This window comes from Pseudomonas meliae, assembly GCF_001400515.1.
In the GTDB taxonomy this organism is placed as follows: Bacteria; Pseudomonadota; Gammaproteobacteria; order Pseudomonadales; family Pseudomonadaceae; genus Aquipseudomonas; species Aquipseudomonas amygdali.
Genome location: NZ_LJQT01000090.1, coordinates 1 through 5465, shown reverse-complemented (window position 1 = coordinate 5465; position 5465 = coordinate 1). Strand labels below are relative to the sequence as shown.

The 5465-nt window shown below is 57.5% G+C and carries 5 protein-coding genes and 2 pseudogenes; 4 read left to right on the top strand and 3 right to left on the bottom strand.

Features of this window, described 5'->3' with window-relative positions:
• Window positions 1-46 precede the first annotated feature (46 nt).
• Window positions 47-361 (top strand): HAD family hydrolase, encoded by a 315-nt coding sequence (locus tag ALO64_RS23790; protein ID WP_327168423.1) that lies wholly within the window; start codon window positions 47-49, stop codon window positions 359-361.
• A 136-nt stretch (window positions 362-497) separates the two neighbouring features.
• Here ALO64_RS23790 and ALO64_RS04060 read toward each other — a convergent pair.
• The 3 genes and pseudogenes from ALO64_RS04060 to ALO64_RS04050 form a co-directional block, all read right to left on the bottom strand.
• A pseudogene (locus tag ALO64_RS04060) lies at window positions 498-674 on the bottom strand (transposase domain-containing protein); the annotation flags it as partial.
• A gap of 64 nt (window positions 675-738) precedes the next feature.
• On the bottom strand, window positions 739-1059 hold the full coding sequence (locus ALO64_RS04055) for a zinc-binding dehydrogenase (RefSeq protein ID WP_044345493.1): 321 nt from the start codon (window positions 1057-1059) through the stop codon (window positions 739-741).
• On the bottom strand, window positions 1056-3464 hold the full coding sequence (locus ALO64_RS04050; protein WP_044345491.1) for a DUF3772 domain-containing protein: 2409 nt from the start codon (window positions 3462-3464) through the stop codon (window positions 1056-1058). Before ALO64_RS04050 ends, ALO64_RS04055 begins: the two co-directional genes overlap by 4 nt.
• Window positions 3465-3744: 280 nt before the next feature.
• Between ALO64_RS04050 and ALO64_RS04045 the strand changes: the two genes are divergently transcribed.
• From ALO64_RS04045 to ALO64_RS23785, 3 genes and pseudogenes are all read left to right on the top strand, one after another.
• The gene (locus ALO64_RS04045) at window positions 3745-4446 is read left to right on the top strand and encodes a glutathione S-transferase family protein (protein ID WP_004661262.1); all 702 of its coding nucleotides are present in this window, start codon (window positions 3745-3747) and stop codon (window positions 4444-4446) included.
• Window positions 4447-4603: 157 nt separating this feature from the next.
• The gene (locus tag ALO64_RS04040; protein ID WP_016982651.1) at window positions 4604-5167 is read left to right on the top strand and encodes a TetR/AcrR family transcriptional regulator; all 564 of its coding nucleotides are present in this window, start codon (window positions 4604-4606) and stop codon (window positions 5165-5167) included.
• 126 nt (window positions 5168-5293) lie between these two features.
• Window positions 5294-5449 (top strand): annotated as a pseudogene (locus ALO64_RS23785) (AraC family transcriptional regulator); the annotation flags it as partial.
• Between the last annotated feature and the right edge of the window lie 16 nt (window positions 5450-5465).

Sequence of the window (5465 nt, the reverse complement as noted above, 5' to 3'; positions counted from 1 at the left end):
TTGTCTACACCCTCCTAACGGTGCTGAAAGGTCGCGCAGGCAAACCATAGCCGCATTGCCCTTCGCCGAATCGGTTAGCACGGTAATTAGCTCGGAAGCGTTTGGGATGGCTAAGCCAGCGTCCGATATTTTCCGAGCAGGGGCCGCACAGCTGGGTTTTCTTCCCGAACAGTGTTGGTTTGTAGGCGACCATCCCATAAATGACTACCAAGGTGCAAAAGCAGCGGGAATGTACGCCGTGTGGTTTCAAGGGTTTCATTCATGGCCCGAAGGCATTATGCCAGCGAAGTCTTCTATAACTTCGCTAGACGAACTACCCAATCTAATCTCACAATGGTTCCCTGGATTGGACGCTAAGTGATGTGTCCGCTTTAAGCTCTGGCGGGTTGTCACCAGATGCAATTGCTGACGTTCGCAACTGCTTGCTCATCAAGCTCGAAAGGCCCGACTGCTGCGGTCAGCAGGTCTAAGCGTACGGGGAGTACGCCTTGCGCAGATCAGCTAGGCATCCAGTGATGCGGCAACAGTTGGTCGATTTCACTGGCCTTCTGCGTCGGCAACCGCGTCAGTAAATCCTTGAGATACGCAAACGGATCATGTCCGTTCATTCGTGCAGACTGGATCAAACTCATGATTGCTGCCGCCCGTTTGCCGCTGCGTAAGCGTCTAGTAAAGGCATCTGGCCCGCTAGATTATCCTCTGCCTTCGGTTCGTATGATGTACTACACGCCCCCTGCACTACGAATGCTCGATGACCTTGGACAATAACTCCATGACAGGAATACTCAGGTCTGCGGTCTCAAGCGCTCCATACTGGAAGAAAATGCCCAGATACGACAGTGCGCGAAGGATGTTTGCAACCTCAGGACCGCCAACCTGGTCGAAGGCCATGCGCGCGCCTTTGCCATCAGTCATACGGTTCACTTCAGCGACCAGATCCTGCTCCAGCGCTGCAATGACGTGCACAGCGCCGGTTTGCAGAAGTATGTGGCAGCCGCCTGAACGGAGGTGAGTCCTGCTGGCCGCTTTATCCGCTCCGCTCCAGCCCTGAAGTATCACGGGTTCTCTTCTGGCGTCTCCTTCCCAGCCCCCTCATTGATCAATACCATGCTCTGCGGCGCAGACAGTGCTACACCCAGCTCCCTCAGACGCCCCAGAACCGTAAACAACAGATCACTCCGCGCACCTCCCACCGAGCGTGGGCTGTTCACGTAGCCACTGGCGCTGATGATCAAACCGGTATTGGTCAGGTCCTTGAAGGTGACTGAAGGTGCAGGCGTGTCGAGTATCGCTTCGTGCTCGGTAAAGGCCTGCAACAGCAGCTCGCGTATTTGCAGAACATCTGTTTCCAGGGGCAGGGTGAGGGTGATTCCGACTACGCCCAGCGCGTTGCCCATGGTGACGTTGCGCACGTTTTGCGTGATGAACTGCGAGTTTGGCACGATCACTGTCGAGCGGTCGCCCATCTGGATTTCGGTCGCGCGGACGTTGATCCGGCGAATATCGCCTTCGACCCCTGCCAGGCTTACCCAGTCGCCGACTTTGACCGGACGCTCGGTCAGCAGAATCAGGCCCGAGATAAAGTTCTGCACAATGGCCTGCAGACCGAAACCGATCCCCACCGATAGCGCACTGACCACCCAGGTCAAATTGGTCAGGCTGATCTTGAGTGTGGACATCACCACGGCCACCACCAGCACAAAGCCGATGTAGCCGATCAAGGTCACCAGCGAGGCCTGCATGCCCGCGTCCATGTTGGTCTCGGGCAGAAGGCGTTCTCCGAACCACTCCTTGAGTACACGCACGCCCAGCAGGCCGACGACCAGGCAAATCAGTGCCATCAGAATATCGCTGGGGACGATGTTCAGGTTGCCCAGGGATTTGGACGTGACGTCCATTTGAGTGAAACTTGCGAGCAGGTCGCCCGGGCTGGAACCCGAAGGCAGGAAAGCCAGCAGCAATGCGGTAAGCAACAGCAGGGTACGGCCTATGCCTGCCAGTACGGTGCTTGCCTGGGCCTGGTGGCGGGCGGACAAGCCCAGCGCCGAACCCAACGCCATGCCGCCAGGTTGTTTAGGCGACAGAAGGGTCTCGCAGATGTCACCGAAGCAGGCGATCAATAGATACGCAGTGGACGCCACCACGCTCACCCAAAGCAGTTTTACCGCCAGAAAGTAAGCCAGCGTCAGGTAGCCGCTGAGCAACGCCAGCAAGCTCAGGCCGACCCATACCGCAACGATAAAGGGAAGCAGTCCGACGAAACCTGCTGGCCGCTCCAGCTCAAAGCGTCGGCGGGTTCGGCGGTAGCGCACCAGGGCGTAGAAAAACACCAGCGAAACCGCCAGCGCCGTCAGGCCATTGACCGCCACCGTCAGGGCCAGGCTGCTGGCTATGACACTGTTGATGCGCTCCTGAGTGCCGATGATCATGAGTGCCAGCGCCAGGGCAGGCGGGAAGCGGCCCAGTGCCGTGGCGATCTGGTCAGGGATTTGCGGCAGACGCCATGAGGCGTGTGCCCGCATCAACAGGGCGCGGCCCAGACCGACGATGAAAGCGCAGAAAGTGATCAGCGTCTGCACCTGATCGAGCAGGTTGACCACGTCGTTGCTGAGCACCGCATTGCGCACGATCCCCCAGCGCAACAAGGAAGTGGCAACGGTAATGGTGAGAATGGTCGCTAGCCCTACAGCCAGTGCCAGGGCGCTGCGGCGCAGGCGGCCTTCGGGTAGCCAGCGAATCATCGACCAGATCAGCAAGCGCTCCAGCAGGCGGCGAACAACGACCCATACGAACAGCGCGGCGACTACGATGCTGATGAATTGCACACGGTTTTCCGGTGCCAGCGTGCTGCTGAGCACTTGGCGGACATCCACCAGAAGTCTGTTCAAGCGTCCCAGGTCGTCATCGGTAGGACGAATCAGCGTGGACCAGAACGCCGAGCTGAGCGGGCTCGCTGTCCGCGTGCTGATCTGCGAATCGAATAGGCTGCGGCGCAGATTGAATATCTGCGTAGCCAGATCACGGGCTGACTGGCTTAACGTGTTGGTTTGGCGTTCATCATCGACCAGCGCGTTTTTCTGAGCGGTCAATGTCTTGCGCTGACTGGTCAGACTTGGCGCCTCGTCCGGTTGCGCCGGCCCGAGAATGTTGAGCTGATCATTCAGGTGTTCGATGTCGACAGCTTGTCGGGCAGTCAGATTGTCGGCTTGTTTCTGGACCTGCAAAGCGGCCTGCCGCAGGCTTGAAAGCAGGTCATCGTTGGCACTGCCCGTCACTTTTTGACGGGTCTGATCCAGTTGTTCGCTCAAGTCATCCAGGCTCGGTGCATCCACTGCGGGGGATGCGCTACTGGTGCTATCGGTTTGAGGCGCCGGGCTATTCTGGGCCAGGGCTGGCAAGGTCACGCACAGCAAAAGCAAGGCGAGCAGCCCAGTATGAAAACGGTTCAGCGAAGCGTGCTGCATTCTTTTCCCTTCTTTGCACTGTGCGGCCTGGCAAACCTGTGTATTTCAGGCACGGGCCTTGTCTGTCTTGAGCTGCACTCACGAGTCTCTGGAGCGCAGCCAATAGAATATCAAGGACTTCGCGTTTGAGCGCTGAAAACACGGGCCAGCGAAAATAGGGCGCTACAGTCATTCACCTAACAAATGTTAGGTAGGGTATTGACTGGGCTCAGGAGTGTGCTACGGTCTATCTACCTAACAGTTGTTAGGTGAATGCCCACTCCATTTCACAGGCCCGACCATGACTTCCAGATTGCGACTTTTCACATCTCCTTCGGCTTTTCCGAACCCCCAGCGCCTGCGCCTGTTCATCCACGAAAAAGGCATTGCCGATCAGTTCGATGAGACTATTTACGACATGACCCCCGGCGGAGAGCAGCGTGGCTGGCGTCATCTCAATATGAACCCTTGGGGAGAAACGCCCACCCTTGAACTGGCAGACGGCAGCTTCATTTCCGAGACCGCCGCTATCGCTCGCTATCTGGATCAGTCTTATCCGGGCCGCAAGATCATGGGGGAGGGCGCTCTGGAACAAGGCCTTGATAACATGTGGGATAACCGGATCTGGGTGCATATTCTCTACCGGATCGTTACCGCGTTTCATGTATTGCACACCGGGCTCGGCTTCAAACTTGAACTGACGAAGAACGAAGCATGGGGCGAGCACTGCCGCAAAGAGGCGCTGACACACGCCGCATTGGTCAACCGTCATCTTTCCGATGGCCGCGAGTGGCTGTTGGGCGGCGAGGCGCCGACTTTCGCGGATATCACCCTTGCAACCGCCATTGCCTTCTCCAAGTTTCCGGTCAACGCCACGCCGCTGGATGAGCGTTTCGAGTTCCTGGACTTGTACTGGAAGCGCTGGCAGAAACGCCCGGGCTTCCAGGCCGCCTATGCTGATCGCAGCAGCGGTATACCCGAACTGGACTCGCCGGCCGAGTGACCGACCTGTTGCGCGCGCACATTATCGTCGGGACCGTCATTGCATGGCGTTCTCGACTTCCCCATGCCTCGCACAACCGTTCTACCTGACAACAGTCAGGTTTTTGAATTAGCATGCGCCCGTTTGCAGAAACCTGTCCGAAGCACGAGGCACCACGATGACCATCAACGCACGAGAGGCCATTCTGCTTGCCGCGAGAAACATCGCTCAGTCTCAGGGTTATAACGGCCTGAACTTTCGCGATCTGGCGGCTCAGGTTGGAATCAAGCCAGCCAGTATTTACTACCACTTTCCAAGCAAGGCTGACCTGGGTGTGGCGGTTGCCAGGCGCTACTGGCAGGACGGTGCTGCTGCTCTTGAGGCTATTTCTGAGGAAACACCAGACCCTGTCGAGGCGTTGCACCGTTTCCCGGAAATTTTCCGCCGCTCGCTAGAGGCTGAAAACCGCCTTTGTCTGGGCAGTTTTATCGGCGCTGAAACCGATAAATTGCCGCCAGAGATGACTCAGGAAATTCAGCTTTTTGCCCAGGTCAATATTGCCTGGCTGAGCAAGCTTCTGGTGGCGGCGAATGTGTGTATGCCAGCGGCCAGCGAGGTGCGGGCGCAGGCGATTTTTTCGGCTGTGGCGGGCGCTCAACTCATTGCGAGAAGCCGGTCAGACATTGCCCTTTTTGATACGCTGATCGACACCTATCGTGCCTGCGGGCCGCTGCCGGCTTAAGTAGATGCTGATCAAGCGGGATCAGGATTGCCAGCCAGTTGACCTGTTGCTGACGCCGCTGAACCTGTAAGCGCAGGCACTATGGAACGCCAGACCTCGAATCACCCGACGGCAAGGGGTGCACTAATGTTTCTAAGCCTTGAAGTTCGCAGCTACAAGACGCAAAGCCCTCAGCACTGTCACGACCATACTCAACTGGTACTGCCGATTCGTGGCCGAATGGAAATTGACGTGGACGGTCGCGGTGGCTTTATCGATCAGTCACTGGCCGCGCTGGTAAAGTGAACCGCCCCGGGTT